Here is a 25,742-nt window from a genome sequence, read left to right on the forward strand (position 1 = left end):
GCCGTGGCGCCGGCCGTGGACCTCGACGGGGTTGCCCCGCAATCTGATCACCAAGAAGCCGTATCTAGGCATCAACCACTTTTTGCTTTCGGCGTCGAAATTCGTATCGCCCTTCTGGCTGACGATGCGCCAGGCAAACCAGCTTGGCGGATCAATCCGGAAAGGCGAGGCGAGCACGATCGTAACCTTCTGGAAGATAGACGACGCGAAGCAGACCGACACCGAAGATCTCGACGCCGAGCCGAAGGATGAAAAGAACCGCCGCCGGTTCATGCTCAGGTTCTATCGGGTGTGGAACCTCGAACAATGCGACCTGCCGCAAGCCGTGCTCGACAAACTGCCGAAGATCGAGATTCATGAGCACGATCCGATCGAAGCGGTCGAGAAGATCATCGCCGGAATGCCGAGCCCACCCGAGATTGTGCGCGCGGGCTCGAAGGCCTGCTACTCGCCGATCACGGATCGCATTACGCTGCCACCGAGAGAGCTGTTCGAGTCGGCCGCCGAGGACGGGGCAACCACGTTGCACGAATTATCCAATTCCACCGGCCACGAAAGGTGCCTTGGACGGGAAGGAATAACCGAAGTGGCGCCGTTCGGCAGCGCCGTCTACAGCCGCGAGGAGCTTGTCGCGGAGCTTTCAGCCGCGTTTTTCTGCGCCGAAGCCGGAATCTCGAACGAGGTCATTCGCAATCAGGCAGCTTACGTTGCCGGCTGGTGCACGCGCCTGCGCGACGATCGCAGATTGATCGTTCAGGCAGCGGCGCAGGCGCAGAAAGCGGCCGATTACATCCTGAATCGGCGTCTGGCGGAATAAGCGAGTCGCTGCGCTCGCGCTTGACGCGCGAGCGTAGCCTTTTAGAACCGATCGCTCGGCCACATGCTTCAGGCCAGCTCTCTCTTGTCGCGGGTTACGTGTCCTTCAAAGAATGATCGATATCGATCCAAAATCTCGCCACTAGGATCGTGAACGTGCACTGCGACCTCGCCCCTCGCGGCGCGCCAATGCAATGGTGCAAGAAGAAGCGACACAGCAACATCGCTTTCTGGTAGGCTGTAGCCCCAAATATCCACTTGGTCGGCCCGGCGAAGGACCTCGTCTGCGCGCCACCATATCTGGCGAATAAAGTCATTCTGAACGACCTTCAGGTAGGACGGATGAGTTATGAGTGGCCGCCCGTCAGGGTAAAAGCCTTGGTCTGGGTCAAGGACTACTTCGTCAACTTTCCGATCCAACAACAGTTGAAGATATTGCGGCTCGAACGCCAGATGGCGATCGTTTCTCGTAAACCAACCGACAGACCCGTGCAGCTTCAAGAGCACAATTTTAGACGGCTCAAGAATTCGAGCTGGTAGGTCCGCCGGACTCGAGGAGAATGCCGGGACCAGTAGCTTTTCAAATCCATATCCATCTCGTGGACTCCAGCGCCCGATTTCAAACAGGCTCCGATCAGCCGCGGCGTCCCAGTTCAAGGTGATCACAACGTCTCCATCGGACAGGTCCCCGAACAGATCACGCAGGTAGGCGCGTGATGAAGGTGATTGCACATCAAGATATTGCTTGTAAGCGAGGTATTCGCTCAGCGAATCAACGAGTCGCAGCACGGCCGTACCGGCCTTGTCGATCCACGCGTGTGCTGGCGACAGATACAAATCATCGCGGATTTCGCCGCGAGACAGAGCATCAGAGGCCGCCTCATCGCGTCGATCCGGCTTGAACCGCTCAACCAAGCCCTTCCTGAAACAAAGGCGGCACAAATCGAGAAAGGAAAAGATGACCTCAGGATTGGGGTGGTCCAGCAAGATGCGCAACTCGGGCGGGGCAGCGCTCTTGACGGACAGCCAGCGATTCCAAACATCTCGAAGTTGGATGCTGTTAGCTTGGTATGCGTCGCGCTCGATGGTCGTCATCAGCTCTGAGGCCAGCGGATAACTGGCCGCCCGGGACGCACCAGCACCAAGTAGCAACGCCCTCATGGCTGAAATTCACCCGCGCTGATCGAGCGGGCGTTTGTATTCCACCGATTTGTCACCTGCCTACACATGATCTCACCTGAGATTAGCAACGGGGCGGCTCGTCGAAGCCAGCGTTGAAAATCCCCGAAAAGTGTCATCGTAGCAGTCACGCAAGAAGATCGGACGTTGCTGTGATCTCATGCAGCAGAGATCCCGTAGGTCACGCGGAAGATCGCGCCCAATGATAATGTTGAAATGAACGCCGAGTAGCAGCATCCCGTAGGCTGGAAACGTCGCGTCCCGCCGCGCTGCGGGCGGGTAAATGGTCTGCCGCGACTCTCGATCCGAGCAAACAGTGAGGATGAGTACGAACTCACACGGGAGATCCTCATCCGAGATAAGGTACCTTCTGAGCGGCTTTTCGAGTTCTCCCAGCTCGATCTTCTGCGTGAGAGTACCGTCCGGCATCCGCCATCGTTGCACTGCGGCGCGCCACAGCACGCTTAGCGCAAAGTACCCAAATTTGGCAGTATCGATTCCTGCGCGGTCCGCCTCGTACGCATTTAGCATAGGAGAGCTGCGGACCGGGAGCGCAAGTCCCAGCCGTTCGAGGAGCGGGAAGGAACCCTGTGCAGCCTTTTTCGGACTAAGCCACGAAAGAACGTACCGTTCGCCGTTCTTGTTGAAGCGGTCCTCGCAATCGGAGCACAGAAGACGGTTGACAAGCTGGCTGGAGCTTGTTTTCGAGATCGTCCGCGTCATCACGACAGGATTCGGGTTCTTCAGTCCGGGATCACGCACGCCCAGCCAAAGAGCTGCCGGCAGAAAATGGCTCTTACGCAACTTCCGATCCCGAAGGCATAGCCTACACCGCCTCACGCTCATTTCAGTATTGTACCACGGTCCCCCTCGGGGCGAGCGCAGCCTAGTCGCGCGTGCTGCCGCCCAGGTCCAGCGCGCCGCCGACTACGTTCTCGCCGTAACGACGCACACGCCTGAAATGTGCAGGTCTTGCTCGGCTCAAAGCCGAGCAAGGCTTTCTCCGCCCGTGACACTACGCCGACTTACAGCTGACATTTTCTCAGAACTGTGCGTTATAACTTTCCACAGCGCAAGGGCTGAGCGGACGTAAAATTCGACTTCTTGTTCTGGTCAAAAGAGAACAAGGTCATTAGAATCTGCCGTACATCACCTCACGCTACGACTGTCAGTTAGCAATGATCTACCGCCGCTCACTGCTGCAACGTGCTCGCGCCTTTCATTCGCGGAGCGCGCTTACACGATGCGGTGATCGTCGACTACGAGATTTCCGATTCGGATCGAACGGCTGCGCTTTTCACGGGGAGGGGAGCCGCCGCGTAACTCGGTCAACCAAACCGACCGGAGAGGTGAAGCATGCGGACACGGACAGGGGCCGATCGAATCTTGGCCCGTGTGCCGCGCAGGTCGGGCGGGGCGGGACTTTTCGAAGTCCCGAGGCTGGAGGAGTTGGTAGCTGACCCTGACAAGGTTAGGGTGCTCGATGCCTACGCCACATGGGCGCTGCGAGCGCAGGCGATTGCCGCGCTCAATCTCCTGAATGCTCACGACCTGCGTCTGCTTCGGCGCGATGCCGAAGCGGCTCACGCGACGGGCGGCGAGCGGTTGCTTCGCGTGAAGGAAGCTGCGGAGAAGTTCTCGGTCACCGAGGATTGGCTTTACCGCAATCACAAAAAGTACGGCCTGGCTGTGCGGTGCGGCAGGTCACTGCGGTTTTCCGAGCAGGCGATGGACGAGCACGTCCGAAAACAACGCGGTTGAAAAGTTCTCAACCGCGTCGTTGACACGGCCATACCTCAAACATTGATCTATTGTGGTGGGGCGAGTCGCACACGACAGCTGCTCATCGGCGGCATCGTGCGGTCCCGGAGGTCGTCGCGCCTAAGCCGATCTTCAAGACCGAGGATATTTAGACCGTTTGGAACCGAAGGAACGGAAATCGATGAGAGGAATGGGCCGCATTTTCAGGCGCGGCCCGATCTACTGGATTGCGTACTACCATCGTGGCAAGGAATTCCGCGAAAGCTCGCACTCGGATAGCGAAAAAGAAGCACGCCAGTTGCTCAAGAAGCGAATTGGTGAGGCCGCAACCGGTCGCTTCGCTGGAAGCCGCGAAGACAGGATCACGTTCGAAGACCTCGCAGCCGGACTTCTTAGCGATTACCAGATCAACCGGCGACGTTCGCTCTCTGCTGCTCGCCTTTCGATCAGTCATCTACGGAGATTCTTCGGCGTCCACCACGCCGTGGACATCACTACCAATCGCGTCAGGGCCTACGCCGCGATGCGCCAGGGCGAGGGGGCAGCAAATGCGAGCATCAACCGGGGGCTTGCGGCGCTCAAGCGAATGTTCAGCCTGGCCGTTCAAGACGGCCGATTGAGCGCGATGCCCTTCATCCCCACGCTCGAAGAAGACAACGTCCGCCAAGGATTTGTCGATCACGCCGCCTTCGAGGCTTTGCGCCGAAACCTGCCGGAATATCTGAAGGATCCGGTGACCTTCCTCTACCTGTCGGGCTGGCGGCTAGGCGAAATGAAAGCGCGCTTGAGTGGCGCGATGTGGATCTCGCCGGCAAAGTCGTCCATCTGCGGCCCCGAGATCAGCAAGAACAAAGACGGGCGGCTCTTACCGCTTTCAGGCGAATTGCTCGAAATCATGGAACGCGCGCACGCAAAGCGCCGCCTCGACTGCCCGTACGTTTTCCATCGCGATGGCGAGCCGATCGGCGACTTCCGCAAGGCCTGGTCGAATGCCTGTAAGGCATCTGGGTTGGGGCGGACTTTGGTTCACGACCTTCGCCGAACTGCGCCTTCTCGCTTCAGGCAGAGGACCGGAGTCAGGTCGCTCGGCTCACGCCGGCGGCGTCGAGTTGCGCAGCGCCGGGCCGCTCTTCCAACCGCCGCCGAAGCCTGTAAAGATCGAACTCTCCGCGTTCGCGCGCGGTGAGCCGTTAGCTCAGGCCGGTTCATCCCACCCGTCCTTCACAGCGGGCAACAGCGGCTAACAAAAGCCCACAAATCAAGGCGTTACCTCGGTCTTCGCCATAGCTTTGCGTGCCGCTGTTACCCGCTGTTACCCGCTGTTTCGGGCACAGTTTGGGCACAATTTCGGGCACAGCAAGGGCGCCGATGAAGCACTTTGTCGGCCCGCCTCGTCGGCCCCGCATCGTTACTCCGCATCTGGCACTAGCCGATTACCGCGCTGCGGTTCCGCTCGCGCGGCGCGGCGGTAACATCGGCCCGCCCGGCCCGCCCTTGTCAGAATTGCTGCCAGCAAAGAACAACAAGCCCAGCCGGCTTGTTGGCGATGAGCAGGGCGATGAGCAGCGCTGTCGTAATCCGCGCGGTTCTCTCCATAGCCGCAAGCTTGTCAAGGTGGTTCGGCTTGGCTGCGGGCGTTGGAAGTGCCGGCCCTGCGCGCGTGGCAAGGCGGCTATGGTGCGGGACCGTTTCAAGCGTGTGCTTTGGGTCCGGCAGCCCGCGATGGTGACCCTCACGGCGGCGCGGATTGATGAAGCTGATCCTACTCCGAAAGCCATGGCCGCGTTCGCCCGCCGCGCCGCATCCTTTCGCCGCTGGGTGGCGCGCCGCTACGGCAAGTTTCAATGGGCGTGGGTTCGCGAGATAGCTCCGCGCAAGCCGCTTTGTGTCTGTCATGAAATGCTCGCGTGCCGTTGCGGCGCCGGTGGCGGGCGGCTTCACGTGCATATGCTCTGGGATGCGCGTTACGTGCCTCAGGCTGTGTTGAGCGCAGCCGCCGAGCGGGCTCATCTTGGGCCGGTCCTGGACGTTCGGCGGGTCAGCGGGGCGCGCGCGGCGCGCTATGTCAGCAAGTACCTGGTCAAGGGCGCCCAGCATCCGGCTTTCCTTCGCGGGCATGCGCGGCGTTTCGCGATGCGCGCGGAGCGCGCTCCGCGCGCGACGTCTGACTGGCGTTATGACCCGTGCACGCCCGCGCAAATTGCGCTGACCGAGTACGGTGAGGAAATCTCGTGCGACACGGACCGCTGGGAATATCCGCCTGGTGCTGGCTAGAAGGGGAGAAAACAGGCAATGCACAAACCGGACAATAAGGGCTCGGTCGAAGGTTGGCAGTTTCGCCGCTGTCGCTGCGGCTTTGTGATCGCGCTGTCGCCGCGCCGTAAGCTCTACTGGCTAAGAGCGAAGACGAGCATCAAAGAGATTCGGAGCAAAGAGGAATTGCAGGCCGCGCTTGCAAAGCCATGCCGCATTTATGACCGCATCGCGCGGTCAGCCGCGGCGGGGTAAAAACTTCCCGCGTGCATCACGCACGGCATTGCGCACCCGCGCGCGCCCGCCACGTACTTTCAGCGCGCTCTTGCGTCGTCGCTTCTGCATTGCGAGCAGAAATGCTCCAACGGACGCGAGCGCTTCGGCTGCGTGCTGGATATCTGCAAAGCTGGCGGGCTCGGATGCTTCTTTGCCCATCGCTACATTGTGCGCTCAAGCTGCCGGTCTAGCTAGTGGCTCCGCGCCGCTGGAAAAGCGCACGATTCCGAAGTTCTGAAATTATAAGCGCGTCCCGCTCTCGAATCCGCGTGGAGCGGGTGCGCCTGATTTTGGTGATGCGGCGCGGCGCCTTGCGGGCCGCGTGCTGGACCGGCCGCGACAGCGCGCGGCCCGCCGGCGGCGCGACGCGACCACTTACTTCACTTGATTCTCTACACGTAAGCTCGCCACGGAACCTCGTCGCGGGAGACAAAAAGCGACAGCAGGTAACAGCGGGTAACAAAAATAGCGGCGCAAGAACTACTAAGTAGAAAACGGCGCGCCCGGCTTGACAGGGCCAAGCCGGGCGCGGAAGGTAAGTTCTATGCTACAAGAACTAGTTAATTCAAATCATACTCCGAATTTGAAGGCAAGCAGGGTCAGCCTGCCTGAAGTCGGCGCCCTAGGAACGTTATTGGCTCCCTTTGGCGCGGCCGTGCTTTATACGGGCGAAAGCGTGCGGCGCCTGGCTGAGGATGAGGCTGAGCTAGGGCGGCTCCGGGCTTTGGCGGCTTCCCCGTCGACCGAACCGTCGCGTCTGTGGACGGTGCGGCAATTTGCCAAGCAGGCGGGAATCTCCGAAAAGGCCGCGCGACCACTTGTGCGCAAGCTGGGCGGGTTTTGCGTCGCCCAATCTCATTGCTGCTCCTGTCCGGGCGGAAAGCGCGGCTGCGACTATCGCCTTGAGGCAGCGCGGGGCGTCGGTTGGGTCAATTCGCGGCGCCGGCAGAGGGCGGCGCGATGAGGGCGCGCGGATCGGGCTCCATCTATCGGCGCGGGCGCGTCTGGTGGCTCAAGTACTACGACCGCGACGGCCGTGCGCGGCGCGAATCTTCGCGCGCGGAGAACGCGGCCCAAGCCGCGCGCCTGTTGCGCCGTCGCCTGGGAGAGGTAGCCAGCGGCCGCCGTGTGATTGGAGCCGATGCCGAGCGCCTGAGTTTCGAAGATTTGGCGCGGCTCTTGAGCGATGATTGGCGCGCCAACGAGAGGCGCTCGCTTGAGCGCCTCTCCGTCGCTCTGCGCAATCTTGCTCGTTATTTTGGCGGCTGGCGCGCCCGTGATATCGACTTCGGCGCGCTGCAGGCGTACCGCGCCTGGCGCGCGCGCGAAGTCTCTGCGGCGACTATCCGTTGGGAGCTTGGTGCGCTACGTCGCGCCTTCAAGCTTGCCGCGCGCGACGGGCGCGCCGAATGCCCGCCCTTTCCGGAGAAGTTGCCCGGCGCTAGGACGCGGCGGGGTTTTTTCGAAGTTGAAGAATGGAGCGCGGTCCGCGCGCATCTGCCAGCCGAGTTTCAGGACGTTGGCGACTTCGCCTTCCTGACCGGCTGGCGTCTGATGGAAATCCTCGCGCTGCGTTGGGCTCAAGTTGATTTGCGGGCGGGCACGGTTCGGCTGGAACCGGGGACTACCAAGACTGGCGAAGGGCGGCTGTTTCCGTTCGCTGAGTACCCTCAGCTTCGCGAAGTCATTGAACGGCGGCGCGCCCGTCGCGAAGAGACTCAACGCGCGGCTGAGGCTATCACGCCCTGGGTGTTCTTCTTCCATCAACGCGGGCGCTTTCACGCGGCCGGGGCTCCGCTGTTCCGCGGTCGTCGCCCGTCTTGGGCTTTCCGGTATGCATGGAAACAGGCGGCACAAGCTGCGGGCTTGGCCGATCGCATACCTCACGACTTCAGGCGGACCGCCGCGCGAAACATGGAACGCGCGGGCGTGCCGCGCTCCGTCGCGATGGCGCTCGGCGGCTGGAAAACCGAATCGATGTACCGCCGATATGCCATCGCGAGCGAGGCTGACTTGCGTGAAGCCGCCCGCCTGCTCGGTGGTTTGGGCACAATTTCGGGCACAGTCGAGGCTTCCAATGCGCGCAAGTCTCTGTAAGTATTGCTTTTTCCGCGTTATCTTCAGGGGAGCCGTTAGCTCAGGCCGGTAGAGCATCTGACTTTTAATCAGAGGGTCCCGGGTTCGAGTCCCGGACGGCTCACCAAAAAATTCTTCAAAATTCAAAGATTTTCTGGAGCCTCATCAGGGCGCCTCTCGCTCCACGCCGCCCGCGTCGGCGGCGTGCGGGGCGGCCGCGTTCATGGATCGCGCGCAGTGCGTTGGGCGCCGGCGGCCGGAGCGCTTGCGGACGCCTGCGCTGCGGCCGGGCGCGACTCCAGGAACGCGAGCAGCGCGTCGAGTTCCTGATGGGTCAGCGTGCCCGCGAACGACGGCATGTTGCCGCCGCCGTTGAGGATGCGAATCGTGATGTCGTTGACGCTGAGTCTGTGCGCGACGTCCGTCAGATCCGGGCCGCGCAGGCCGCCCTGGCCCTGCACCATGTGACAGAACTCGCATCCCTTGTCATGGAAGAACTGGGCGCCGGCGACGACCGACGGGCTCGTCGAGCGCACCAGCGACGGGGGCAGCGGCTCGGCGTCGAAGCGCGGCGACCACGGCGAGATCGAACCCTCGATCCAGAACCCCACGATCGTCGCCACCACCAGGATCACGATCGCGACCGCCCACGGACGGCGCGCCGGATGGCGCTCGCCCTTGTTCCACAGCACCGGCACCAGGAGCAGAAAGACGAAGGCGCTGAGCGGCGCCAGGATCATGAACGCCGACTCCATCCCGCGCGGCAGCAGCGCGAGCACCGCGAAGTACCACAGCATGTACCAGTCCGGGCGCGGATCGTTGGCGAGCAGGCTTGGATTGGGCGGCTTGCCGAGGTCGGGTGGGCCGACGAAGTAGGCGAGCGAGGCGATCGCCACCACCACGACGAACGCGGTGACGACGTCGCGCCATGCGGCGTCGGGCCAGAACGGCACGCCGCGCTCCTCGAGCAGCTTGGCGTACTCGACGCGGTAGGTGTTGGGATCGACTTTCTGCCCGCGGACCGGCGGGGCGGAAATCCCGTCGTGGAAGACGAGATAGAGATGCAGCCCGACGAAGCCGAAGATCAACGCGGGCAGGAAGAAGACGTGGAAGGCAAAGAAGCGGCTGAGCGTCGCGCCGCCCAGGGTCTTGCCGCCGAGCAGGAAGTCGGCCAGGTAGTGGCCGATGAGCGGCGTGCGCCCGAGCATCTCGGCCGCCAGCACCGTTGCCCACACCGCGGTCTGATCCCATCGCAGAAGCTGCCCGCTGAAGCCCATCGCGATCGTGATGAACAGCAGGCAGACCCCGGTTACCCAGTTGATCTCACGCGGATACTTGTAACAGCCCATCAGGAAGACCTGGATCATGTGGATCCCGACGAGCAGGATCATCGCCGAGGCGCCAAAGAAGTGCATCCCGCGCAGGAAGTGGCCGAGCACCGCCTTGTAGGTAATGAACTGGAGCGCCTGGTAAGCGTCGCCGGTGGCCGCGATATAACGAGTGGCGAGCGCGATCCCGGTCACCACCTGGATCATGAAAGCGACCAGCACCGCGCTGCCGAACACGTACCACCATCCCGCGTCCGGCGGCACCGGATGGCGCGCGAGGTCGCCGAAGAATTTGAGCAGGCCGGTGCGCTCCTCGAAGGCGTCGACGACCTGGCGGAAGAACTTTTTCATCGCATCGGCTCTTCCCGCGGCCTACTCGATCGGCACCGCGCTCGCCTGGATCTCGACCACGCCATTGCGCACCCGCACCGGGTAGCGGAAGAGCGGCCGCGGCGGCGGCCCTGCGGCGACGCTGCCGTCAGCGTAGTAAACGCCGCCATGGCACGGACACATGAAGAGCTTGGCCTTGGCCAGCCATCGCACCGGGCATCCCAGATGCGAGCAGTTGACGGCAAAGGCGATGAAGCGCTCGGCGTCCACCCGACGCAGCCAGGCCGCAGTCAGCGCGGTAACTCCCGCCCACGCCATCGGCGACGGGTCGAGAAAGGTGACCTTGACCGTGGTGCCGACCTCAAAATTCGCGACCGGGCCGACCGCGCGCCAGATCGGTTCTTCGGGCGCAAGCAGCGGCCCGAGAATGAAACCGACGACCGGGACACCGACGATCGCGGCGGCGATCGCGGAGAGCGTGATGCTCAGCCGCGCAAGGAAGCGGCGGCGCTCGGGGCTCGACGCCTCACCGCGACCCGACTCCAGCGTTTCACTCGCCATGGAGCAGCTCCCCAATCCATTTGCCGATTGACCAGATAATCAGGGCGATCCCTGCGGCCGAGAATACGTATGAACTGACTATTCCGAAAAGCGCAAATGTCATACCCAGCGCGAGGAAGGCCGGCGCGTAGGTCGGCGCCGGCGTCTTGAGCGGCAGCGGCTCGCTCCATCCGGGCGGAAGCCCTTCGCTCGCTTGCGGCCGTTCTTCGGATGCCATCGCGCTTGCTCCCCTCAGCCGAGCTTCGCTCCGAGTCCGCGCGCATCCGGCGCGCTCTCGCCTGCTGTCGCGGCGAACCAGGGCAAAAACTCGGCCACCATCACGGCCAGGAACACGAAGCCGCCGCCGACCCACATCAGGAGCCCGCCGATTTGCTGGTCCAGCGCGGGCGTCAAACCCAATCCCGCACGCAACAGCCGCTCGACATCCAAGGTGTCGGCGGGATGCAGATAAGGCGCATAAAGTCCCGCGGGCGCGAACGTCAACCAGATGCCGAGCAAGCTGTTGGCCATCGCGCCGCCGAGCAGGTAAAGCTGCGCCCACAACGGCGCCACTCGGCACTCGGGAAGCGGCGACAGGATCGGCCACCAGAAGATCGTGGCGCTGACGAGGAAACACAGGTGCTCGAAAATGTGGACATATTCGTCGCCGAGCGCGGCGTCGAACAGCGCGGGCAGGTGCCACAGCGCGAGCATCCCGACCCCGAGCGGCCATGCGACGAGCGGATTGCCCAGCGCGCGTTCAACGCGTCCGAGCGGCGCATAATCGACGACGGCGCGCGCGAAGCGGGGGCTGATTCCGAGCAACAGCAAGGGCGGCACCGCCAGCTCGAGCGCGAGATGCTGGAGCATGTGCGCGCTGAACAGGTACTCGTCGCCGAGCGGGTCGAGCGGCGAGACGAGCGCAAGCAGCATGGCTGCGACGCCGGCGACGAACCAGGGCGCGCGCGACAGCTCGGCGCGATGCGTCAGGTAATAGCCGACGAGCAGCGCCGCGCAGCCAAGCAGCACGGAAAAATCGGGATCCCAGGCGAGCGCGATACGCGCCATCACTTCACCAGCGGCCAGAGATAAACGATGGAGAAAATCACCACCCACACCGCATCGACGAAATGCCAGTAAAGGCTGACGGCCTCGAAGCCCGTGGGCTTGAGCAAATCCAGCCGCCCGCTTGCCGCCGTCCCGAGCAGCGCGCCGAGCGCGCACAGCCCGGCAAACACGTGCAAGCCGTGAAACCCCGTGAGGGTGAAGAAGGTCGCGCCGAACAGGCTCGCGCTGATCGTCACGCCGCCGGCGATCAGCCCCGTGTACTCCAGCGACTGGCCGATGAGAAAGATCGCGCCGAGCAGCACGGTCAGCCCGAGCCATACGCGCACTTCGCCGCCCCGGCCAAGGTGGAAGGCACGTCCGGCCTGATGGATGGTCGCGCTGCTCGCGAACAGGCAGATACTGAAGGCGAGAGTGCGTCCGACGTCGAGCACCCGGACCGCACTCGGGTTCAGCGTGTGGAAGTAGATGTAGGCGACGATCAGGATGAGAAAGAAGTTTGCCTCCGAGAGGATGAAGAGCCCTACGGCCAGTTTGTTCTTCTCCGGCATCGCGTTACCCCGCCATCTTCATCACCAGCTCGTCCGCGCGGTCGGGATGGGCGAGGTCCCATAGCGGGCGGCGGCCGCTAACCGGTGGCACACCGCGCAGGAAGTTTTCTGCAGGCGGCGGCGAGCTCGTCGCCCACTCGAGCGTCCACGCGCCCCAGGGATTGTCGCCCGCCACCGCGCCCCTGCGCAGCGAAATCGCGACGTTGACGATGAAGATCAGCACCGACAAGGCGAGCACGAAGGCGCCGACGGTGGAGATCAGGTTCATCGTCTCCCATCCGGGGAGCGCCGGATAGGTGAACACCCGCCGCGGCATCCCGAGCATTCCCAGCACGTGCTGGATCATGAAGGTCAGGTTGAAGCCGATTAGCGTGAGCCAGAAATGCGCCTGGCCCCAGCGCTCGTCCAGCATCCGCCCGCTGATTTTCGGGAACCAGTAGTAGATTCCGGCGAAGAGCGCGAAGATCGAACCCCCGAACAACACATAGTGCAGATGAGCTACGACAAAATAGCTATCGGTCAACTGCCAGTCGATCGGCACGATTGCGAAGCTCACCCCCGAAAGCCCGCCGATCGTGAACATCAGGAGGAAGCCGATCGCAAACAGCATTGCGGTCGTGAACCGCACCCGGCCCTGGTACATGGTCGCGGTCCAATTGAAGATTTTCACCCCGGTGGGCACCGCGATCGCCATGCTGCACAGGCCGAAGAAAAGGTCGAAAGCATGGCCGAGGCCGACCGCGAACATGTGGTGCGCCCATACGGCGAGGCTGAGAAACGCGATCGCCAGGGTCGAGGCCGCGACGAATTCGTACCCGTAAATCGGCTTGCCGGAGAAGACCGGGATGACCTCCGAGATGATCCCGAAGGCGGGCAGGATCATGATGTAAACTTCGGGATGGCCGAAGGCCCAGAAGACGTGCTGCCAGAGCACCGCCGAGCCGCCGGCCCCGGGGCGGAAAAAATGCGCGCCGAGCAGACGGTCGATAAGCAGCATCACCAGCCCCGCGTTGAGGATCGGCATCACGACGACGATCAGGAATCCAGTCACCAGTATCATCCAGACGAACAGCGGCAGCCGTCGGATGCTCATCCCCGGCGCGCGCAGGCACAGCGTGGTCGCGATAAGATTTATCGCGGCGGTCAGCGTGCCGACGCCGATCCCGAGCAGGCCGAGCGCCCAGTAGTCAACGCCGGGGCCGAAGGCGAAGGCATTTTCACTCAGCGGCGCGTACGCGAACCATCCGACCGCCGGCGCGCCGCCGCCGACGCCGCCGGTGGCGAAGCTGAAATAGAGCATGATGCCGCCCATGATCTGGACCCAGAAACTGAGCGCGTTGAGCCGCGGGAAAGCCATGTCGCGCGCGCCGATCATCAGCGGCAGCATGTAGGTGGCGAATCCGACGAGCAACGGCACCACAACCAGGAACACCATTGTGGTGCCGTGCATCGTGAAAAGCTGGTTGTACGTTTCGGGGCTGACGAAGCGATTATCGGGTATCGCCAGCTGGACCCGCATCAGCAGCGCGAGCACACCGCCGACGACGAAAAAGAAAAGCGCACCGATCAGGTACATGATCCCGACCTGTTTGTGGTCCACCGAGGCGACCCAGGCGAGCCATCCTTCGCGCGCCTCGGCAGCGAACGGCTCGCCGGCCAGCGCCTCGGGAAGCGCGATATCTTTCATTTCTGCGTCTCCAGGTAAGCGACCAGCGCCCGCACTTCGTCGTCGCTCAGCTTGAGATTGGGCATGTTGCTGCCGGGCTTGAAGGCATCGGGATCGCGCAGCCAGGCGGCTAGATTGTCCGGCGTGTTGACGATCGCGCCGGCGGCCAGCGTGCGGCGGGTCGCCAGGTGGCTGAGATCGGGGCCCATGCTTTGCAGATGGCAGTTGGCGCAGGTGCGATCCCGAAAGAGGTCCAGCCCGCGTTTGGCTTCGGCGGTCGACGGCGGCGGCGCGCCGGCCTGCTGCTCCTTTAGCCAGTCGGCGAATTGCGCGGGCGGCTCCGCAATCACCAGGAAACGCATCCAGGCATGCTCGTTGCCGCAGAACTCGGCGCACACGCCGAGATAGGTTGCGGCGCGGTCGGCCTGAAGCCACATGCGGTTGGGATGGCCGGGTACGATATCGATTTTGCGCGCGAGTTCGGGCACCCAGAAATCATGGATAACGTCCGCCGAGCGGAACTCCACCAGCTCGGCCTTGCCGGCCGGAATATGCAGTTCGTTCGCGGTGGTCACGCCCGACCTGGGATATACGATTTCCCACCACCACTGATGCGCGATGATCCTGATGTCGGGCTTGGCCGTGCCGGTCGGCGGATCGCTCACGTGCATCGTCCAGGCCATGAAACCGGCCAGCACTGCCAGCGACACCAGCGGGAGGACGGTCCACAGAATTTCGAGCCGGCGAGAACCGAAGACCTGGCGCGCTTCGGGAGCGCCAGGCCGATCGCGGTAGCGGACGACGGCATAGATGACGAGGAATGAGACCAGCGCGAGAATCGCGCCGAGGAAGATCAACGTGCCGACGAACAGATGCGCGATCGCGGCGGCTTGCGGCGAGGCTGGAGCAAGGGTCGAGGCGTTGGCGCTGTAGGGTCCGGGCATTACCGCGCTACCCAGCGGCATCGGTCGGCGTGCGCCGTCGCACGCGCGCGATGCCCACCCGCACGAAGTCGAAGGGTAACCCTCGCGCGCTGCGCTTTGCAAGCGAAAGTTGTGGGCGGCACAGTCCCGCGTCGCGGCGCGGCCGCGCTGGCGGCGGGCGCGCCCGCTTTGATAGATGAAATCGCAGGGTGGGCGAACCGCGCAGGCGGACGCCCAACGCAAATCAGCCGCGAGGGAGACACCCATGCTGGAGGCTTCAGAACAACTCGAGCACCTCAAGCTGGCCGCCGAGGTCGCAGGGCTCGAAGTGCCGCGTTTCATCCTTCCCGAAAGCCACGACCTGGTTATCCATCGGATGCGCTTTCATTACCTCGATTGGGGCAGCAAAGGGCGCCGTCCGATCGTCTTTCTGCATGGCGGCGGGCTTAACGCGCACACCTGGGACCTGGTGTGTCTGGCGCTGCGCGACGAATATCACTGCGTCGCGCTCGACCAGCGCGGGCACGGCGACAGCGAATGGTCGCCGGTGGGCGACTACAGCCTGCCCGCGCAGGTCCGTGACATCGAGGGCTTCATCGAAAAGCTCGCGCTCGAGCGCCCGCTGGTCGTCGGCCATTCGATGGGCGGGTTCGCGGCGATGGCGTATACGGCCAGGTACGCGCGCCGGATGGCGGGGCTGGTGCTGGTCGACGTCGCCCCGGAGCTCAATCCCAGCGGCGCCGCGCGCATCCGCAACTTCCTCGCCCAGGACCGCGAACTGGACTCGGTGGACGCCTTCGTCGAACGCGCCATGGCGTTCAATCCGCTGCGCAATCCGGCGCTGCTGCGGCGCAGCCTGCTGCACAACCTGCGCCAGTTGCCGAGCGGCAAGTGGACCTGGAAGCACGATCCCAACCGCGTGCGGCCGACGCCGGAGTCGATGCGCGCGCGCCAGGAGGAGATCATGCGCGAGGTCCATCACATGAGCTGCCCGACGCTGATCCTGCGCGGCGCGCACAGCGACGTTCTGACCGATGAGGGCGCCGAACGCTTCGCGCGCGCGCTGCCCGACGGGCGGTGGATGCGGGTCGAGGGCGCGGCGCACACGATCCAGGGCGACAACCCGCGCGGGCTGGTTGAGGTGATGCGCCCGTTCATGCGCGAGATTGGCTTCTGAAAGCCGCTGCGCATCGGCCATAATCTGGGCAGGCAGATCCACTTGCCGGGGGAATGGCCGATGCAGCAGATAAAGTCGTTCGGCGTGCTCCAGACCTCGAAGGTGATCGCGGCGCTCTATTTCGTGCTCGGACTCTGCTTCGCGATCGTCGTCATGATCGTCTCAGCCGTCGCGCACCGCGGGCCGCGACACGCCGGCATCCTGTTCCTGATCGGCGCGCCAATCTTCTACGGCGCGGTCGGCTTCGTAATGGGCGCGATTATCTCCTGGCTGTACAACGTGATCGCGGGCCGCATCGGCGGAATCGAAATCGACCTCGGCTCGCCCGAAGCGTGAGTGTCAGCGCGGCGCGCTGCGCAGAAGTCCCCGGCGCTCGAGTTCCGCCACCTGCTCGGCGCTGTAGCCGAGGTAGCGGCCGAGCACGTCGGCGTTGTGCTCGCCCAGAAACGGCGCGTCGAGTTCCAGCGGCGTGGGGAACTCCGAAAAGCGCAGCGGAAAGCCCGGCAGATCGAACTCGCCGAGGATGCGGTCGCGAACCTTGCGCACCGTGCCGCGCTCGCGATGGTGCGGATGGTTGACCGCCTCTTCGACCGACAGCACCGGCGCGCACGGCACCCGGTACTCCTGCATCGCGGCGAGCGCCGCCTCATCGCTCGGCATCGAGGCGATCCATTGCTCGATCAGGCTGACCAGTGCGTCGCGGTTTTTGACCCGCTGTTCGTTGGTGGCGAAGCGCGGGTCCTGCATCAGCTCCGGCCGGCCCATCGCCTTGCACAGGTAGCCGAAAATATGATCCATCGGGCACATGATCACGATATAGCCACTGCGGCCTTTGAAGGTCCCGACCGGCGCGAGATAGAACGAATGCAGCCCGGGGCGCGTGGGCTTGAACGCGCCGCCGCTGAGCGAATGCATCTGTACGCTCGCCTCGTGGTAATGGAAGTAGGTATCCAGCAGCGACAGATCGAGGTGCTGGCCGCGGCCGGTTTTCTCGCGATAGAGCAGGGCGCACGCGATCGCGCCCATCGCATGCGCGCCGGTGCTGACGTCGCCGATCGCGAGATGAGGAATGTAGGGCGGGCCGTCCGGCTCGCCGCCCATCGACATCACCGCGGCGTACGCCGCGCCGAGGCCGTCAAAGCCGGGCTGACCCGAGATGGGACCGGTCTGGCCGAAGGCCGACACCGAGCACAGGATGGCGCGCGGGTTGAGCGCGTGGATGGTCGGCCAGTCGAGCCCGAGCCGCCCGATCACGCCGGGCGCGAAGTTTTCGACCACGACGTCGATCTTGCCCACCAGCGCCTTGAGGATCGCGAGCCCCTCGGCCTGCTTGGCGTCGATGCACAGGCTTTTCTTGCCGCGGTTGTGCTGGACGAAGTAGCCGCTGCGCCCGTCGCGCAGCACCGGCGCGATGCGGGTGAAGTCGCCGTTGGGCGCGAGCTCGACCTTGATAACCTCGGCGCCCATCTCGGCCATCATCAGCGTCACCGTCGGCCCGGCCACGTACTGGGTGAAGTCCAGGACCCTGTAGCCGTCGAGCACGCCGCGCATTCCGTCCTGACCCATCGCCGTTAACCTCCTCCGCCAGATAGGCGTCCCGCGCGCTCAATACGGCGCGCTGTGCAGGACGCCGCGTTGTTCGAGCTCGCGCACGCGCTCGGCCGGATAGCCGAGATAGCGGCCGAGCACGGCCGCGTTGTGTTCGCCCAGCAGCGGCGCATCGAGTTCGAGCGGCTGGTAGTCGGAAAACCGCAGCGCGAAGCCGGGCAGCTCGAACTCGCCCAGGATGCGGTCGCGGACGCGACGGATCGTGCCGCGCTCGCGCAGATGGGGATGGCGCATCGCCTCCTCGACCGTGAGCACTGGCGCGTGCGGGATGCGCCGCTCACGCAGCGCCGCCATCGTAGCCTCGTCACTTGGCATCGAAGCGAACCATCCTTCGATAAGTCCGATGACTTCCGCCAGGCTCTCGACCCGCGCGGCGGCGTTGGCGAAGCGCGAGTTGCGCGCGAGCTCGGGCCGGCCCATCAGTTCGCACAGCGCGCTCCACTGATGGTCTTCCAGCGCGAAGACGATGATGTAGCGATCGCGGGCGCGGAACACGCCGGCCGGCGCGACGTAATAGGAGTGGCGTCCGCTGCGCTTGGGCGCGAAGCGGCCGCCGCTCAGGCTCGCCATCTGCACTCCCGCCTCGTGGTAGTGGAAGTAGGTGTCGAGCAGTGCGATGTCGAGGTACTGGCCCTTGCCGGTGCGCTCGCGGGCAAGCAGCGCGCAAGCGATCGCGCCCATCGCATGGACGCCGGTGCTGACGTCGCCCAGTGCGACCATCGGCACCGTCGGCGGCCCGTCGGCGTCACCGATCATGTGGGCCACGCCGCCGTAGGCAGCGCCACTCCAGTCGTAGCCGGTCAGCGCGGAGAGCGGTCCCTTCTGGCCGAAGGACGAAATCGAACACATCACCGCGCGCGGATTAATCCGGCTGACCTCCGCGTAGCCGAAACCGAGGCGGCTGATCACGCCCGGGGCGAAATTTTCGACCACCACGTCCACCCGGGCGACCAGATCGCGCAGGATCTCCTTGCCCGCGGGTGCGCGCGCGTCGAGACACAGGCTTTGCTTGCCGCGATTGTGCTGGACGAAGTAGCCGCTGCGGCGATCCTTGACCGTGGGCAGGCGGCGCGAGGGATCGCCGGCGGGGGCGAGCTCGACCTTGATAATCTCGGCGCCCATCTCCGCCATCATCAGGGTGGCGGTTGGGCCCGCCACGTACTGGGTGAAGTCGAGGACCTTGTAGCCGTCGAGCACGTGTCGAAGCGAATCTCCGGGCATGCCGACCCTCCCTTCACGGCGCGTCGCCTCGCCTCTGTATACCACGGCGGCGCGAAAAGCGGCTGCGCCCTGCGTCGCGCGCGGCGCGGATTGACCACGGCAAATTGTACTGGTACTCGGATTGCGGTCGAGCGCGGGCGGGCGCAGCGGGATTTCAAGCGCGGCGCGCGCGCAACCGCTATAATCCGGGGCTAGGCCGAGAGGGAGATGCTGACGCATGAGTCATGCCGACGACCAGAGCCTGACCGCGCCGGGCGGCGAGGCCGCCGAGAAGATCCACTACCGCGAATATAAACTGCTGCTTAAGCCCGAGCGCTTCGCCGACGACGACGGCTTCCACAAGTTCTACAAGCACGCCCATCACGTGGCCAAACAGCTCGACGTTCATTTCGCGAAGGCCGACAAGCACGAGCGCCACGTGCGCGAGGTCGTCTTTTACGACACTCCGCGCTTCAAGCTCTACAACGACGGCTTCATCCTGCGGAAGCGGACCTTCTTCAAGCATGGCCGTCCCGAGCCCAACTTTGAGATGACCATCCGCTTTCGCCATCCCGACCCGACCGTGGCGGCGGCGGTGGACATGCGCCCGCTGCTGCCGTGCATCCACACGATCAAGTTCAAGGAGGAGATCCTCCAGCTCAGCGACACGCTGGGCGGAATGCGCACGCTGTACGCCAACGGCTGCGAGCTCGACACCCCCAACGTGGTCCTCACCCAGCGCTTCGAGATCATTTCGCAGGTCTTTCCGGCGCTCCAGCGCGTGCGCACGGCCAATCCCAAGGCGACGCTCACCTTGGTCAATGACGTCGTGGTGGACGAGAGCCTGGTCCACCTCGGCGAGCTGCACTTCGGGGACAAGACTTGGTGCAAGGCCTCGGTCGCGGTATGGCGCAACCGCGCGACCGGGCGCGACATGATCGGCGAGTTCGGCTACCAGCTCAAGTTCGAAGGCCTGCCCTCGCTCCATCGCAAGCCGCGCGAGCTGTCGGAGAAATTTTTCAAGGCGATCCAGCTCGACGCCGGCGACTGGGTTGCGCTGGGCACCACCAAGACCGCGCTCGTGTACGGCGCTGGCCGCCAGGCGGTCAAGCATCATGAATAGTGCGAGCGCGCCGGCTGAGGCCGGCGCCGCCCAGCAGGTCTCGCTCGGCGCGATCTTCTGGACCTTCCTGATGGCAGGCGCGATCAGCTTCGGCGGCGGAGTGGTCGCCTACTTGCGCGAATACATGGTCAGCGATACCGGCTGGCTCGACGACGAGGGCTTCCTCGACGCGCTGGAGATCAGCCAGACCCTGCCCGGGCTCAACTCGGTCAACATGAGCGTCATCATCGGCGACAAGCTGCGCGGGATTGGCGGCGCGATTGCGGCGACGGCGGGGATGATGCTGCCGGGGACGCTTATCGTGATGAGCCTCGGCGTCGCGTGGCAGGAGCAGGCGCACAACCCGCAGATCAAGTTCTTCCTGGTCGGCGTCGCGGCGGCCGCGGTCGGACTGCTCTCGATCGTCACGCTGCAACTTGGTCACAAGCAGTTCGCGCGGCCGCTCGACCTCGCGATCATCGTCGCGACCTTCGCCGCCGTCAGCATCCTGCGCCTGCCGCTTTATCTGGTGCTGCTGGTGATGGGGCCGGCTGCGGTCTGGCTCTATCGCCCGGGCGCCAAGCACGTCGATCTCGAAGAGCGCGCGCGCCATCTGCGCGAGCGCCTGCGCCACCGGCACTACGTCCACATCCGGCACTGAGGGGCAACGCGCGCGGCGATGGGCAAGCTGTTCAACCTGGCCTGGGTCTTCATGCTGCTGGCCATCCTTGCGGTGGGCGGCGGCACCGCGGTGCTGCCGGAGATGCAGCAAATGACCGTCAATCACTTCCACTGGGTCACCGACGCCGAGTTCCGCGACATCTACAGCCTGGGCCAGGTTGCGCCCGGGCCAAACATGCTGATGGTGCTGCTGATCGGCTACCGGATGGCGGGTGCGCTGGGCGCGCTGGTGGTCGGGCTTGCCTTCTTCCTGCCCGACTGCATCCTGACCCTGATCGCCAACCGGTTATGGGAGCGCTTCGAGGGCTCGCCGTGGCGGGCGGCAGTGCAGCACGGGATGGCGCCGGTGGCGATCGGGCTGATGGCGTCGGGCACCTATGCGATCGCGCGGCTGTCGATCCTGAACGCGACGAGTCTGTTCATCGCCGCCGCCGTCTTCGCGCTGCTGCTCTGGCGGCACATCAATCCCGCCCTGCTGGTCGCCGCCGGCGGCATTGCCTACCTGCTGCTGCCACACGTCCTCCATCTGCCGCACTAGGGCGCGGCCTTCGGGGCGTCGCGCGTTCGCCGTCGAACGGCGCGCCAGACGACGAGGCTTGCGGCTAAATCGGCCTCAGCCCCACAGCCGGCGCGAGGCGAGATCGGCGCCCTGGCGCAGCGCCGCCAGCTTCACCCACACGATCTCCTCGGGCACCATCTCGTAGGCGGCGAAGGTGCTGAAGCCGCAATCGACGCCGGCGATCACGCGCGTTGGGTCGCCGATCGCTTCGGCCACGCGGCAGATGCGGTCGGCGACGACCTCCGGGTGCTCGACGAAGCAGGTGGTGGAGTCGATCACGCCCGGGACGATGAGCATGCCGGCGGGCGGCGGCAGTTTGCGCAGCACCTTGTACTCGTGCTCGTGGCGCGGATTGGCGCCCTCCAGCGAAAGCGCGCCGACGCGGGCCCGATAGATGGTCGGCAGGATCGCCTCCGCCGGGACATCGTGCACGTGCGGACCGTCGTAATTGCCCCAGCACACGTGCAGGCGCACGCGCTCGGGCGGGATGTTGACCAGCGCGCGATTGATCGCCGCGATATGGGTCTCGACGATCTTGACGTACTCGGCCTCCGACTTGTCCTGGAACAGGAAGGTGCGTTCCATCGCGAGGTCGGGCGCGTCGAGCTGCAGCAGCAGGCCGCGTGAGACGATGTACTCGTACTCCTTGCGCATCTCGTCGGCGATCGCGAAGACGTAGCGCTCATGGGAATCGTAGTAGGCGTTGAGCATCGTGGTCGCGATAATCCCTGGCGCGGCCGCGGTCATGAAACGCTCGGCGAACTGGCGCGACGCGCGTGCGGCGGCGCGCTCGAACATGTCGCATTCCTTGCGCACCGCGCTCAGGTCTTCGTAGCTGAGCGGCGCCTGCGCCTGCGGCGCGTTGAAGACCTTGGCGCCCTCGCTGCCGAGTCCGCGCTGGATGCTGCGCGCGGCGTAGGCCGGGAACTCGCGCATGTCCTGCGGGGTGGGGCGCTTGCTCTCGCCACCGAAGCCCCTCATCCGCATCGGCACGTAGGTCTGGAAACCGACCCGCGGCATCTCGCCGTCGTTGCCGACATCGACGCCAGCGGCGAGCTGGCGCTCGATGACGTGGCCGATTGCCGCCTCGGCCTCGCGATCGATCTCGTCCTGATCAACTTTCTCGCCCCGCTCCTGGCGGATGAGCAGGTTGGCGAGCTTCGGGCTGCGCGGCAGGCTGCCGACGTGGGTCGTCAGGATGCGCTTTTCGCTTTTGACCATGGCGTGTCTCCCTGTCCCGAATGCTGCGCGGGTCTATTGTCACAGGCTTGCCGGAATCGCGTCGAGCGTTGCGACGCCCCGCAGTCTACAGCAGTTCGCCCGCTCGATTGCAAATGCGGGAGAAACCGCGCGTCTTGACGAATATCGCCACTCGGCCACATACGCGATCTGCAACGACGCCACCAACCATCCTCTGTCGACCGGCGTCATGAGCGCGACGTGCCAATTTGGCCGCTGGTACGGGCTCCGGTGCACCAGGAAGTTGTCTTCGATCAACGGGCAGGCGCGTCTGTAGAAGCTGTTGAGGCGCGCAGGCATGCGGGGACGGCGCGCCTCAGGGCGACGAATCGCCGCTGAGCTGCCATTCCGCGTCAAGCGTGGTGATCGGCAGCGCGCGGCCCTGCGAATCGACCAGCATCAGCTCGTTACGCTCAACCGGCGGCGGCGCCGCGGCGCCCGGATCCGTGATTCGGGTCAGGTCGTTGGAGCTTTTGACGAATTTGCAGCGCATCCGGGCGTAGTACACCAGCGTCGGGAGTTCGACTCCCGCAAAGTAGAGCTCGCCGCCGCCGGCCAGCGCGGCCGCCCGCCGTGCCTTCAGCCCCATCGCGTAGCTCGGCGCGCTGCGAAGCCGCTGTACATGATGGGCGTCGGCGATAAGGTTCCAGCGCGCGGGCGCGTGGAGCGCGATCAGCATCAGTGCAAGCGCATCCATACTGATGACCGCCGTTCGCATCGGACCGCGGTATGTGAGCGTCCGCGCCGCCAGCGTGCCCCCAAGCAGCGCCACCGGCATCAGCGCCGGAAGCACGTACCACGGCAACTTCGTCTGGACCGCGCACGCCGCGCCGAGCGCGATCGCGAGCCATACGAGCCACAGCCCGACGGCGGGGTGGAGCCGCCCCAGTATTTCACCTGCCGCGACGCGGCGCTCGGCGGTCAGCGTAAGTGCGCCCAGCGGCAGCAGGAGCGGCCACAGAAAACGCGCTTCCTCGGCGAAAACGCGCAGCGTGTAGGAGCCGGGGCGGGTTTCGTCCTCCAGATGGCGCACGATACGTGCGAGCGTCTCGTGACCGACGAAGCTGCTCCAGAACAGCGGATTGTGGAACGCCGCGTATACATACCATGGCGTGGCGACCGCCCCCGCGCAGACGAAGATCGTCGTGAGGCCGGCCGTGCCCACGGTTTCGAAGCCGGGCACCAGAACAACCGCCAGCGGCGCGACGATCAGTGCCAGCGTTCCCGCAAGCCCCTTGCTCAGGATCGCAAGCCCGCTCGCAACTCCCGCAACGGCGGCCCATCGACGGCTGCCGCGCGCGCGCAGCGTCGCGTAAATCGCCAGCGTCATGAAGAACAGCAGCGGCGCGTCGGTCGCACACTCGCGTCCGCCGCGGGCGACGAAGAAGTAAAACTGAAGAGGAATCAGGGCGGCGAGCGTGCCGGCAAGCCGCCCGGCCGCCAGCGTCGCGCTCAAGTATATCAGGACCAGCGTCCCGGCGCCGAAGACGACCGACGGCAGCCGCGCGGCGAATTCGCTCTCGCCCAGCGCGCCAAACGAGGCGGCCAAGGTCCAGAAGAGCAGCGGCGGCTTCTTAACGTACGGCTCATTGTTCCACGTGAAACGCAGGTAGTCGTGGGCGGCTAGCGCCTCGTGCGTAACCTCGGCGTAGGTTGCCTCGTCCCAGTCGACCAGTGGGGCCTCGTTGATCCCGCTGCCGAGCGCGGCTAGCCCCAAGGCGACGATCAGAGCAATCTCGAGTCTGAGCCGAAGCAGTCGTGCGAGCGCGGACGATAGCTTCATACTGCGAGCGCGAAGCAGGGCGCGCCCGTAACTCCACGGTGTCCTCGGCCGCACCTGCCTCGATGATACGGGTGGGGGTTAAGCCAGGCAAACTAAGATTATGTGCTCAGTAGGCGCGCGTGGCCCGCCATGAGCCGCGCTCGAGCAGCGAGCCGCCGCCGTAGCACGAGTAGCCGCCGCTCAGGAGGTTCTCGGCAAGACGCCCGTTGAACGTGCAGCTCGTGCCGTCGGGCATCGCCACCAGCGCCCGGAGCAACGCGCCGCTCAACTCGACGCTGACAATCTTGCCGGTCTCGTTCATGTTGTAGCAGTTCATGTTGCCGTAAGCGCACTTGTAGAAGCCGCCGAGCCGCCCGCCCTCGCCCTCGACCAGGGTCAGCGTGATCTTCTGCTGAGCGTTGCAACGGTTGGCCGCCGAGCCTGGGCAGGTCGCGAGCGAGGTGCCCTCCCATACGCCGACCACGCCGCTATGGCGCTCCGTCGGGACTGCGCCGGGCGCACCTGCCGCCGCCCGGGGCAGCCCCGCCAGGGCCACCGCTGCGATCAGCGCGCCGGCCAGCGCGGCCTTGCCTGCGATCAGAATCGCGCGCACGCGCGGCACGAGCGACTTCTCCATCGCGATTCGCCTGCGCAGCCCGCCGCTCAGAGCCTGGCCGCGGGTTCGACCCACTCGCGCGCCATCTGCTCCAGATGCGCGACCATCTCGCGCTCGCTGGTCGGCGGGCTGAAGTCGATAAGCCCCAGTTCGTCGATCCCGGCGTCGCGGTAGCGCTTCAAATCGTCGCGCGTGATCGGCTTGGAGTAGGGCGAGATCGCCATGTACAGCTCCGAGCGTTTGCGCCCGGCCGCTTTGAGCAGCTCATCGATCCGCTTGAGCTTGGCCGCGGCCTCATCCGCGCTGAGATTGAAGCCGCACCATCCGTTGCCGTACTCGGCCACGCGCCGCAGCGCCGGGCCGCTCTCGCCGCCGAACCATATCGGAACTTCGCGGCGCACCGGCTTGGGATAGCTGCGCACGTTGTCGAAGTTGACGAACTCGCCGTGATAGCTGCTGTGCGCGTCGCGCCACAGGCAACGCATCGCTTCGATATACTCGCGGGTGCGCTGCGCGCGCCGCTCCCACGGCACCCCGATCGCCTGGAATTCCTCTTCCAGCCAGCCCACGCCGACGCCCAGCGTGAAGCGCCCGCCGCTCAGCTGATCGAGCGTCGCGACGACCTTGGCCAGCACGACCGGGTTGTGCTCGGGCACCAGGCAGATGCCGGTCACCAGCTTGATCCGCGACGTGTAGGCCGCGGCGTAACCCAGGGTGACGAAGGGGTCGGCGAACGGCGTGTCAGCGGGCACCGGAAATTCACCCTCCGAGTAGGGGTACTTCGAAATGTGCTTGTCGAGCAGGACGACGTGCTCGGGCGCCCAGATGGTGGCGAAGTTCAGCCGCTCGGCGTTGACAGCGACGGTCTTGATCAAGTCGGGCCGCGTCAGATGGCCGAGTCCGATGGCGAAAAATCCGATCTTCATGATGCTTTCTCCTTTGGAGCTGGATTGGCTTACCGCGGCGGCCCGCGCGCACTGGTGCCGTCGCGTTCTCATAGTCCGCGCACGGGGATTGAATCAAGCGCGGCGCAT

The 25,742-nt window shown here is 64.8% G+C and carries 28 protein-coding genes and 1 tRNA gene; 12 read left to right on the forward strand and 17 right to left on the reverse strand.

The genetic code is table 11. The annotated features are described in order from the left end of the window. On the reverse strand, window positions 1–273 hold a 273-nt coding region (locus VFB33_04695), incomplete at its 3' end, for a hypothetical protein (protein HZO80972.1). Window positions 274–289: 16 nt separating this feature from the next. Between VFB33_04695 and VFB33_04700 the strand changes: the two genes are divergently transcribed. Then, window positions 290–817, forward strand: coding sequence for a zincin-like metallopeptidase domain-containing protein (locus VFB33_04700; protein ID HZO80973.1), 528 nt, complete (start codon window positions 290–292; stop codon window positions 815–817). A 68-nt stretch (window positions 818–885) separates the two neighbouring features. Here VFB33_04700 and VFB33_04705 read toward each other — a convergent pair whose 3' ends face one another. Together VFB33_04705 and VFB33_04710 are read right to left on the reverse strand one after the other, a co-directional pair. Next, window positions 886–1,911 (reverse strand): hypothetical protein, encoded by a 1,026-nt coding sequence (locus tag VFB33_04705; GenBank protein ID HZO80974.1) that lies wholly within the window; start codon window positions 1,909–1,911, stop codon window positions 886–888. 138 nt (window positions 1,912–2,049) lie between these two features. Continuing rightward, window positions 2,050–2,799 carry a hypothetical protein gene (locus tag VFB33_04710; GenBank protein HZO80975.1) on the reverse strand — a complete coding sequence of 250 codons (750 nt, stop codon included), beginning with the start codon at window positions 2,797–2,799 and terminating at the stop codon, window positions 2,050–2,052. 672 nt (window positions 2,800–3,471) lie between these two features. Here VFB33_04710 and VFB33_04715 point away from each other — a divergent pair. The 4 genes from VFB33_04715 (at window position 3,472) to VFB33_04730 (ending at window position 6,264) form a co-directional block, all read left to right on the forward strand. Further along, window positions 3,472–3,756 carry a hypothetical protein gene (locus VFB33_04715; protein ID HZO80976.1) on the forward strand — a complete coding sequence of 95 codons (285 nt, stop codon included), beginning with the start codon at window positions 3,472–3,474 and terminating at the stop codon, window positions 3,754–3,756. Between the two features lie 157 nt (window positions 3,757–3,913). After that, window positions 3,914–4,942 (forward strand): site-specific integrase, encoded by a 1,029-nt coding sequence (locus VFB33_04720; GenBank protein ID HZO80977.1) that lies wholly within the window; start codon window positions 3,914–3,916, stop codon window positions 4,940–4,942. A 182-nt stretch (window positions 4,943–5,124) separates the two neighbouring features. Continuing rightward, a complete protein-coding gene (locus VFB33_04725) occupies window positions 5,125–6,030 on the forward strand; it encodes a hypothetical protein (protein HZO80978.1) in 906 nt (301 codons plus the stop codon). An 18-nt stretch (window positions 6,031–6,048) separates the two neighbouring features. Further along, on the forward strand, window positions 6,049–6,264 hold the full coding sequence (locus VFB33_04730) for a hypothetical protein (protein ID HZO80979.1): 216 nt from the start codon (window positions 6,049–6,051) through the stop codon (window positions 6,262–6,264). Here VFB33_04730 and VFB33_04735 read toward each other — a convergent pair. Continuing rightward, window positions 6,247–6,444, reverse strand: a complete 198-nt coding sequence (locus tag VFB33_04735) for a hypothetical protein (protein ID HZO80980.1) — start codon at window positions 6,442–6,444, stop codon at window positions 6,247–6,249. The two genes, VFB33_04730 and VFB33_04735, sit on opposite strands and share 18 nt — an antisense overlap. A gap of 765 nt (window positions 6,445–7,209) precedes the next feature. Between VFB33_04735 and VFB33_04740 the strand changes: the two genes are divergently transcribed. After that, the gene (locus VFB33_04740) at window positions 7,210–8,382 is read left to right on the forward strand and encodes a tyrosine-type recombinase/integrase (GenBank protein ID HZO80981.1); all 1,173 of its coding nucleotides are present in this window, start codon (window positions 7,210–7,212) and stop codon (window positions 8,380–8,382) included. 29 nt (window positions 8,383–8,411) lie between these two features. Then, window positions 8,412–8,488 (forward strand) — tRNA-Lys (locus VFB33_04745). Between the two features lie 94 nt (window positions 8,489–8,582). On the opposite strand, the gene VFB33_04750 is transcribed toward VFB33_04745, so the two are convergent. The 7 genes from VFB33_04750 to coxB are packed head-to-tail and all read right to left on the reverse strand — an operon-like array spanning window position 8,583 to window position 14,785. Further along, window positions 8,583–10,040, reverse strand: coding sequence for a cytochrome b N-terminal domain-containing protein (locus VFB33_04750; GenBank protein ID HZO80982.1), 1,458 nt, complete (start codon window positions 10,038–10,040; stop codon window positions 8,583–8,585). A 21-nt stretch (window positions 10,041–10,061) separates the two neighbouring features. Next, the gene (locus VFB33_04755) at window positions 10,062–10,580 is read right to left on the reverse strand and encodes a ubiquinol-cytochrome c reductase iron-sulfur subunit (GenBank protein HZO80983.1); all 519 of its coding nucleotides are present in this window, start codon (window positions 10,578–10,580) and stop codon (window positions 10,062–10,064) included. Further along, window positions 10,570–10,797 carry a hypothetical protein gene (locus VFB33_04760; GenBank protein ID HZO80984.1) on the reverse strand — a complete coding sequence of 76 codons (228 nt, stop codon included), beginning with the start codon at window positions 10,795–10,797 and terminating at the stop codon, window positions 10,570–10,572. The genes VFB33_04755 and VFB33_04760 overlap by 11 nt, the downstream gene beginning before the upstream one ends. Before the next feature lie 14 nt (window positions 10,798–10,811). Continuing rightward, window positions 10,812–11,627 (reverse strand): cytochrome c oxidase assembly protein, encoded by an 816-nt coding sequence (locus VFB33_04765; protein ID HZO80985.1) that lies wholly within the window; start codon window positions 11,625–11,627, stop codon window positions 10,812–10,814. Beyond that, window positions 11,627–12,175 carry a cytochrome c oxidase subunit 3 gene (locus VFB33_04770; GenBank protein HZO80986.1) on the reverse strand — a complete coding sequence of 183 codons (549 nt, stop codon included), beginning with the start codon at window positions 12,173–12,175 and terminating at the stop codon, window positions 11,627–11,629. The genes VFB33_04765 and VFB33_04770 overlap by 1 nt, the downstream gene beginning before the upstream one ends. Before the next feature lie 4 nt (window positions 12,176–12,179). Beyond that, on the reverse strand, window positions 12,180–13,862 hold the full coding sequence (gene ctaD, locus VFB33_04775; protein ID HZO80987.1) for a cytochrome c oxidase subunit I: 1,683 nt from the start codon (window positions 13,860–13,862) through the stop codon (window positions 12,180–12,182). Then, on the reverse strand, window positions 13,859–14,785 hold the full coding sequence (gene coxB / locus VFB33_04780; GenBank protein HZO80988.1) for a cytochrome c oxidase subunit II: 927 nt from the start codon (window positions 14,783–14,785) through the stop codon (window positions 13,859–13,861). The genes ctaD and coxB overlap by 4 nt, the downstream gene beginning before the upstream one ends. A 244-nt stretch (window positions 14,786–15,029) precedes the next feature. Here coxB and VFB33_04785 point away from each other — a divergent pair, with 244 nt between their 5' ends. Together VFB33_04785 and VFB33_04790 are read left to right on the forward strand one after the other, a co-directional pair. After that, window positions 15,030–15,941 carry an alpha/beta hydrolase gene (locus VFB33_04785; protein ID HZO80989.1) on the forward strand — a complete coding sequence of 304 codons (912 nt, stop codon included), beginning with the start codon at window positions 15,030–15,032 and terminating at the stop codon, window positions 15,939–15,941. Window positions 15,942–16,001: 60 nt separating this feature from the next. Beyond that, entirely contained in the window at window positions 16,002–16,277 is a 276-nt protein-coding gene (locus tag VFB33_04790; GenBank protein HZO80990.1) for a hypothetical protein, read from the forward strand. 3 nt (window positions 16,278–16,280) lie between these two features. Here VFB33_04790 and VFB33_04795 read toward each other — a convergent pair whose 3' ends face one another. Continuing rightward, complete coding sequence (locus VFB33_04795; GenBank protein ID HZO80991.1) at window positions 16,281–17,507, reverse strand: CoA transferase; 1,227 nt, start codon at window positions 17,505–17,507, stop codon at window positions 16,281–16,283. A gap of 39 nt (window positions 17,508–17,546) precedes the next feature. Further along, window positions 17,547–18,770, reverse strand: coding sequence for a CoA transferase (locus VFB33_04800; GenBank protein ID HZO80992.1), 1,224 nt, complete (start codon window positions 18,768–18,770; stop codon window positions 17,547–17,549). A 217-nt stretch (window positions 18,771–18,987) separates the two neighbouring features. Here VFB33_04800 and VFB33_04805 point away from each other — a divergent pair, with 217 nt between their 5' ends. Genes VFB33_04805 through VFB33_04815 form a run of 3 tightly spaced genes read left to right on the forward strand, consistent with a single transcriptional unit; the run spans window position 18,988 to window position 21,070 of the window. Continuing rightward, window positions 18,988–19,872, forward strand: coding sequence for a hypothetical protein (locus tag VFB33_04805; GenBank protein ID HZO80993.1), 885 nt, complete (start codon window positions 18,988–18,990; stop codon window positions 19,870–19,872). After that, window positions 19,865–20,512 (forward strand): chromate transporter, encoded by a 648-nt coding sequence (locus tag VFB33_04810; GenBank protein ID HZO80994.1) that lies wholly within the window; start codon window positions 19,865–19,867, stop codon window positions 20,510–20,512. The genes VFB33_04805 and VFB33_04810 overlap by 8 nt, the downstream gene beginning before the upstream one ends. Window positions 20,513–20,530: 18 nt before the next feature. Continuing rightward, window positions 20,531–21,070, forward strand: a complete 540-nt coding sequence (locus VFB33_04815; GenBank protein HZO80995.1) for a chromate transporter — start codon at window positions 20,531–20,533, stop codon at window positions 21,068–21,070. 75 nt (window positions 21,071–21,145) lie between these two features. On the opposite strand, the gene VFB33_04820 is transcribed toward VFB33_04815, so the two are convergent. The 4 genes from VFB33_04820 to VFB33_04835 form a co-directional block, all read right to left on the reverse strand. Further along, entirely contained in the window at window positions 21,146–22,312 is a 1,167-nt protein-coding gene (locus tag VFB33_04820) for a cobalamin-independent methionine synthase II family protein (GenBank protein HZO80996.1), read from the reverse strand. A gap of 334 nt (window positions 22,313–22,646) precedes the next feature. After that, complete coding sequence (locus VFB33_04825) at window positions 22,647–24,113, reverse strand: glycosyltransferase family 39 protein (protein ID HZO80997.1); 1,467 nt, start codon at window positions 24,111–24,113, stop codon at window positions 22,647–22,649. A 106-nt stretch (window positions 24,114–24,219) separates the two neighbouring features. After that, window positions 24,220–24,783 (reverse strand): hypothetical protein, encoded by a 564-nt coding sequence (locus VFB33_04830; GenBank protein HZO80998.1) that lies wholly within the window; start codon window positions 24,781–24,783, stop codon window positions 24,220–24,222. After that, complete coding sequence (locus tag VFB33_04835) at window positions 24,756–25,634, reverse strand: LLM class F420-dependent oxidoreductase (GenBank protein ID HZO80999.1); 879 nt, start codon at window positions 25,632–25,634, stop codon at window positions 24,756–24,758. The genes VFB33_04830 and VFB33_04835 overlap by 28 nt, the downstream gene beginning before the upstream one ends. Window positions 25,635–25,742 lie beyond the last annotated feature (108 nt).

The sequence above is a fragment of the Candidatus Binataceae bacterium genome (genome assembly GCA_035650475.1).
Lineage (GTDB): Bacteria > Desulfobacterota > Binatia > Binatales > Binataceae > JAKAVN01.

Bases quoted from the DNA above. Each gene is read 5' to 3' on its own strand.
- VFB33_04705 (HZO80974.1), bottom strand. From the start codon at position 1,911: ATGACGACCATCGAGCGCGACGCATACCAAGCTAACAGCATCCAACTT.
- VFB33_04725 (HZO80978.1), top strand. From the start codon at position 5,125: ATGAAGCACTTTGTCGGCCCGCCTCGTCGGCCCCGCATCGTTACTCCG.
- VFB33_04730 (HZO80979.1), top strand. From the start codon at position 6,049: ATGCACAAACCGGACAATAAGGGCTCGGTCGAAGGTTGGCAGTTTCGC.
- VFB33_04735 (HZO80980.1), bottom strand. From the start codon at position 6,444: ATGGGCAAAGAAGCATCCGAGCCCGCCAGCTTTGCAGATATCCAGCAC.
- VFB33_04750 (HZO80982.1), bottom strand. From the start codon at position 10,040: ATGAAAAAGTTCTTCCGCCAGGTCGTCGACGCCTTCGAGGAGCGCACC.
- VFB33_04755 (HZO80983.1), bottom strand. From the start codon at position 10,580: ATGGCGAGTGAAACGCTGGAGTCGGGTCGCGGTGAGGCGTCGAGCCCC.
- VFB33_04760 (HZO80984.1), bottom strand. From the start codon at position 10,797: ATGGCATCCGAAGAACGGCCGCAAGCGAGCGAAGGGCTTCCGCCCGGA.
- VFB33_04765 (HZO80985.1), bottom strand. From the start codon at position 11,627: ATGGCGCGTATCGCGCTCGCCTGGGATCCCGATTTTTCCGTGCTGCTT.
- VFB33_04770 (HZO80986.1), bottom strand. From the start codon at position 12,175: ATGCCGGAGAAGAACAAACTGGCCGTAGGGCTCTTCATCCTCTCGGAG.
- ctaD (HZO80987.1), bottom strand. From the start codon at position 13,862: ATGAAAGATATCGCGCTTCCCGAGGCGCTGGCCGGCGAGCCGTTCGCT.
- coxB (HZO80988.1), bottom strand. From the start codon at position 14,785: ATGCCCGGACCCTACAGCGCCAACGCCTCGACCCTTGCTCCAGCCTCG.
- VFB33_04785 (HZO80989.1), top strand. From the start codon at position 15,030: ATGCTGGAGGCTTCAGAACAACTCGAGCACCTCAAGCTGGCCGCCGAG.
- VFB33_04790 (HZO80990.1), top strand. From the start codon at position 16,002: ATGCAGCAGATAAAGTCGTTCGGCGTGCTCCAGACCTCGAAGGTGATC.
- VFB33_04795 (HZO80991.1), bottom strand. From the start codon at position 17,507: ATGGGTCAGGACGGAATGCGCGGCGTGCTCGACGGCTACAGGGTCCTG.
- VFB33_04800 (HZO80992.1), bottom strand. From the start codon at position 18,770: ATGCCCGGAGATTCGCTTCGACACGTGCTCGACGGCTACAAGGTCCTC.
- VFB33_04805 (HZO80993.1), top strand. From the start codon at position 18,988: ATGAGTCATGCCGACGACCAGAGCCTGACCGCGCCGGGCGGCGAGGCC.
- VFB33_04810 (HZO80994.1), top strand. From the start codon at position 19,865: ATGAATAGTGCGAGCGCGCCGGCTGAGGCCGGCGCCGCCCAGCAGGTC.
- VFB33_04815 (HZO80995.1), top strand. From the start codon at position 20,531: ATGGGCAAGCTGTTCAACCTGGCCTGGGTCTTCATGCTGCTGGCCATC.
- VFB33_04820 (HZO80996.1), bottom strand. From the start codon at position 22,312: ATGGTCAAAAGCGAAAAGCGCATCCTGACGACCCACGTCGGCAGCCTG.
- VFB33_04825 (HZO80997.1), bottom strand. From the start codon at position 24,113: ATGAAGCTATCGTCCGCGCTCGCACGACTGCTTCGGCTCAGACTCGAG.
- VFB33_04835 (HZO80999.1), bottom strand. From the start codon at position 25,634: ATGAAGATCGGATTTTTCGCCATCGGACTCGGCCATCTGACGCGGCCC.